The sequence below is a fragment of the Roseitalea sp. genome (assembly GCF_984466335.1).
Genome location: NZ_CFIFWG010000200.1, coordinates 1 through 4,672, shown reverse-complemented (window position 1 = coordinate 4,672; position 4,672 = coordinate 1). Strand labels below are relative to the sequence as shown.

At 67.7% G+C, this 4,672-nt stretch carries 6 protein-coding genes; 1 reads left to right on the top strand and 5 read right to left on the bottom strand.

The genetic code is table 11. The features are described from left to right. The 5 genes from AC5E6L_RS14180 to AC5E6L_RS14160 all read right to left on the bottom strand — a co-directional run. On the bottom strand, nt 1-924 hold a 924-nt coding region (locus AC5E6L_RS14180; protein WP_491774136.1), incomplete at its 3' end, for a heavy metal translocating P-type ATPase. Between the two features lie 239 nt (nt 925-1,163). Next, the gene (locus AC5E6L_RS14175) at nt 1,164-1,295 is read right to left on the bottom strand and encodes a hypothetical protein (protein ID WP_491229540.1); all 132 of its coding nucleotides are present in this window, start codon (nt 1,293-1,295) and stop codon (nt 1,164-1,166) included. 76 nt (nt 1,296-1,371) lie between these two features. Then, the gene (locus AC5E6L_RS14170; RefSeq protein WP_491774133.1) at nt 1,372-2,685 is read right to left on the bottom strand and encodes a TRAP transporter large permease; all 1,314 of its coding nucleotides are present in this window, start codon (nt 2,683-2,685) and stop codon (nt 1,372-1,374) included. Beyond that, nucleotides 2,682-3,266 carry a TRAP transporter small permease gene (locus AC5E6L_RS14165; protein ID WP_491229542.1) on the bottom strand — a complete coding sequence of 195 codons (585 nt, stop codon included), beginning with the start codon at nt 3,264-3,266 and terminating at the stop codon, nt 2,682-2,684. Before AC5E6L_RS14165 ends, AC5E6L_RS14170 begins: the two co-directional genes overlap by 4 nt. A 74-nt stretch (nt 3,267-3,340) precedes the next feature. Then, the gene (locus AC5E6L_RS14160; RefSeq protein ID WP_491229543.1) at nt 3,341-4,390 is read right to left on the bottom strand and encodes a TRAP transporter substrate-binding protein; all 1,050 of its coding nucleotides are present in this window, start codon (nt 4,388-4,390) and stop codon (nt 3,341-3,343) included. A gap of 97 nt (nt 4,391-4,487) precedes the next feature. Here AC5E6L_RS14160 and AC5E6L_RS14155 point away from each other — a divergent pair. Beyond that, the coding region (locus AC5E6L_RS14155) for a hypothetical protein (protein WP_491774131.1) at nt 4,488-4,672 on the top strand (185 nt) is incomplete at its 3' end.

Sequence of the window (4,672 nt, the reverse complement as noted above, 5' to 3'; positions counted from 1 at the left end):
CCGCATCGTGCCGGCCCCGACCGCCGTCGCGCGGAAGGCGAACGCCCCGGTCTGGTTGACCGTGCCGCCGACGACCGCGGCACCGGCCGTCTTGGCGGCGGGGATCGGCTCCCCGGTGATCATGGATTCGTCGACATAGCTCTCGCCCTCGATCACCGCGCCGTCGACGGGCACGCGCTCGCCGGGCCTCACCTCGACCACATCGCCCGGCCGTACGTCGGAGACGGCGGTCTCGATGGTCTTGCCGTCACGCCGCACGCGCGCGCTCCCGGCCTGAAGGCCGACAAGGCGTCCGATCGCCTCGGAGGCGCGGCCCCTGGCGCCCGTTTCGAGCCAGCGGCCGACGAGGATCAGCGTCACGATGACGGCGGCGGCCTCGAAATAGACGTTGACCGTGCCGGCGGGCAGAAGGCCAGGCACGAAAACGGCGACGGCCGAGAAGAGGAAGGCGGCCGCCGTGCCCATGGCGACCAGCGAATTCATGTCGGGCGCGCCGCGCACGAGCGCCCGAAAGCCGTGCACATGGAAGCGCCGGCCGGGAACCGCCAGGACAAAGGCGGTCAGGACGAACTGGATCAGCCAGCTCGCCTGCATGCCGATCGTCGCCATGACCAGGCCGTGCATGCCGGGGACGAGGTGAGCGCCCATCTCCAGCACGAAGACGGGCAGCGTCGCCAGCGCGGCCAGGGTCACGTCGCGCCCGAGAGCCGCCTCCCCCGCCCCCTTGCGGGCGGCGGCGGCGATCACCGGCTCCGGCGGCCGGGCACGATAGCCGGCGGCGGCGATGGCGGAGACAAGCGCGGCGACATCGGCCGCGCCCTCGATGCGCGCCCGCCCGGTGGCCAGATTGACGCTCGCGCCGGAAACGCCGGGCACGTTCCTCAGCACCGTCTCGATACGGCCGACGCAAGACGCACAATGCATGCCCTCGATGGGCAGCAGGATGGCTCGGGTCGGATCGGGGGTGCGCGGCGCGTTCACGGGCATGCTCTTGATGGTGACGCGCCGAAGATGGGCCTTCCAGTTGCAGGAAGGTCAAGGCCGCAATTCACGGATCGAGCTCGCTGACTGACCGGTCGGTTTATGGGTTGTGTCGCCGGCCATCATGGCTCCCTGAAGGGCCGATTGGAAGGACAGATGCATGGTGCGGGACGCAGCGTCGGTCAGGCGAAGGGGCAGATCGCCGCCATCGCGGCGGCGACGAGCCGCTTCATCAGCGCGCCGACCATCGGGGCGGCCTGACGCTCGGCGTCCGCCTTTCGCGCCCCGACCTTGAAGTCCTTTATCTCGCTCATGGCGGGCCCAACCCGGTCGGCTTGCGTGAAATAGTGCACAACGTAGCCGAGCCGGGCCATTGCGCAGCGGCCGGGCTCAGGCGATCAGGAAAAGGGTGATCGCCGGGAACGCGGCCAGCACGACCACGCGGACGATGTCGGAGGCGACGAACCACATCACCGCCCGATAGGTGGCCGTGATCGGCGTGCCCCGGTCCATCGCGTTGATGATGAACAGGTTCATGCCGACCGGCGGCGTGATCAGTCCGACCTCGACGACGATCAGCACCAGGATGCCGAACCAGATCGCCACCTGCTCGGGCGTCATGCCGAAATCCAGGCCGGAGACGACCGGAAAGAAGATGGGAATGGTCAGCAGGATCATCGACAGGCTGTCCATGACGCAGCCGAACACGAGATAGAGCGCCAGTATGACGGCCAGCACCAGCCACGGCGACAGACCCTGCTCGACGACGAAGGACGACAGCTCCTGCGGCACCTGGGTGAGCGCGAGAAAGCCGTTGTAGAACCCCGCGCCCAGAACGATGAAGAAGATCATCGCCGTCGCGCGCCCCGTCGACAGGAAGCCGGCGGCAAGCGTGCCGCGCGTCAGCCCGCCGTTCCACCAGGCGATGAGGCCGGTGCCGAGCGCGCCCACGGCCGCCCCCTCGGTGGGCGTGAAGAAGCCCGCATAAATGCCCCCGACCACCGCCACGAACACCAGAAGGACCGGCCAGACACGAAACAGGGCGCCAAGGCGCTCGCCATAGGGCACGCGGGCGCGCACGCCGGCCGCCTCGGGATTGAGGCGCACATAGACCGAGATCACCGCGACATAGCCGGCCGCGGCGAGAAGGCCGGGAACGACGGCCGCCAGAAACAGCTTGGCGATGTTCTGCTCGGTCAGGATCGCGTAGATGACCAGTACGATCGAGGGCGGAATGAGGATGCCGAGCGTGCCGCCGGCGGCGAGCGTCGCCGTCGAGAACCCGCCCGCATAGCCGTATTTGCGCAGTTCGGGCAGCGCGACCCGCCCCATCGTGGCGGCCGTGGCCAGCGAGGAGCCGCAGATGGCGCCGAAGCCCGCGCAGGCGCCGACCGCGGCCATCGCGATGCCGCCCTTGCGATGCCCGATCCAGGCCTCGGCGGCCCTGAACAGCGCCTGCGACATGCCGCCCAGCGTGGCGAAATACCCCATCAGCAGGAACATGGGCACGATCGAAAGCGAGTGGCTGGAAAATGTCGTGAACGTCTCGGTCTTCAGGCGCGCCATCGCCATGAAGGAACTGCCGGTGATCAGCCACAGCCCCGCAAAACCCGTCGTGAACATGGCAAGGCCGATCGGCACGCGCAGGAAGATCAGCGCGAGCAGCGCGGGAAAGGACAAAAGTCCGATCTCGAAATCGCTCAATGCTCCGCCCCCATATCGTCGGCGATCAGCACGCGCCCGGTCAGGGCCTCGGCGGTGCGGATCGCCGCCATGTAGACCGCGGCGGCGGCGGCGAGGGCCGCGCCCGCAAGGCTGAGCGCGTAGGCCCACCAGATCGGGAACTGGAGCAGGAACGTCGTCTGGCCGGAACGGATGCGGCCGTCCATGCCCTGCTTGAGCTGGACGGCGATGACGACGAGAACGACGGCGAACAGGATCTCGATCGCCATGCGCAGCACCTGCTGCGCGCGCGGCGGCATCCAGTCGGTGAAGACCGATACGACGGCATGGCCGGAGGTGATCTGGCAATAGGGCAGGAAACAGAAGATCGCAAAGGCGATGCCCGCCTCGACCAGCTCGAAGTCGCCACTGACCGGGCCGATGCCCAGGTCGATCAGCCAGGCCGCAAGGCCGGGCATGACCGCCTCGACCATGTCGGCATGCAACAGGCCGTTCAGCGCGCGCCCGGCGACCGACACGCAGACCAGGACGATCAGCGCGGACAGCACGATGCCCCCCGCCACGGCCATCAGGCGGGAAAGGCCGAAGAAGAAGCGATACATGAACTGGCCTCTGTGGCGGTCAGCGGCGCGCCGCGGCGGAACCTAGCCTCACCGCAGCGCTCGGCTCAAGCGCGTCAGTTGCCGCCGTCATAGGCGTCCATCAGCGCGCGGGCCTGGTCGATCAGGGCCCGGCCGTCAATGCCCCTTTCATTCATCTCGGCGATCCAGGCATCGTAGATCGGCTGCGAGCGCTCCCGCCAGACGGCGACATCGTCCTGCGAGACGGTGACGACGGTGTTGCCCCGGTCGAGGGCGAGCTGGCGCGCCGGACCGTCGGCATCGGACTGGGCGCCGCCGGCAAAGACCGAAAAATCATGGCCGGAATTGGCGTCGATCACCGCCTTCAGATCGTCGGGCAGGCCGTCGTAGCGGGCCTTGTTCATGGCCAGCACGAAGGTGACGTTGTAAAGGTGCGCGCCTTCGAATTCGGTGTGATGGGCGACAAGCTCGGGCACCTTCAGCGCCGTTGTGACCTCCCACGGGATCGTCGTGCCGTCGATCACGCCCTTGGACAACGCTTCGGAGACGGCCGGAACCGGCATGCCGACGGGCGTCGCGCCAAGCTGTTCGAGCAGCGCGTTGACCTGGCGCGTCGCGCCGCGAATCCGCATGCCCCGCAGATCGTCGGGCGTGCGAACCTGCCTGCTGGCGTGGAACATGCCCGGCCCGTGCACCCAGGTTCCCAGAACATGGGCGTCGGCGAACTCGCCGTCCTTCATGTGTTCCTCGAACAGCCGCCAGTAAGCACTGGATGCGGCGCGCGCGTCGGACACCATGAAGGGCAGTTCGAACACCTCGGTCGAGGGGAAACGGCCCGGCGTATAGCCGACCACCGTCCAGACGACATCGGCGATGCCGTCGATGGCCTGATCGATCAGGTCCGGCGGCGTGCCGCCAAGCTGCATGGACGCGAAACGATCGACCCTGATGCGTCCCTGCGAGTCCGCCTCGACATTGTCGGCCCAAACATCGAGGATCAGCCGGGGCACGTTGGCCTGCGCCGGCAGGAACTGGTGCAGCCTGAGCGTGACCTCCTGCGCCGTCGCCGCGGGCCCGGAAACGACCAGCACCGCGGCCGCCAGGGCCCCGGCCGCAAGGCCGAACAGGGTTCTGCGAGTTGTCATGTGGTATCTCCCTTTCGGACACTCGGCGGTGGAGGGACCGCTTATAGCACTATAGTGCAAATCATGATGTATGGTGCATATTTGCGCCAGCCCAACCATGCCCATCGGCGACATCGCCGCCCGCTCAATAGCAAGGATCGCCTCGCAAGGCACACAAATGGTTGCACCGCCTTGCATCGCCCGCCGCGCGAATCCATTGAATGCACGCACCCTGATCGCTTTCGCCGGCGTCGCCAAGGCCCAGGGCGGATCGCAGAAGCATGTTCGATCTCCGATTGCAAT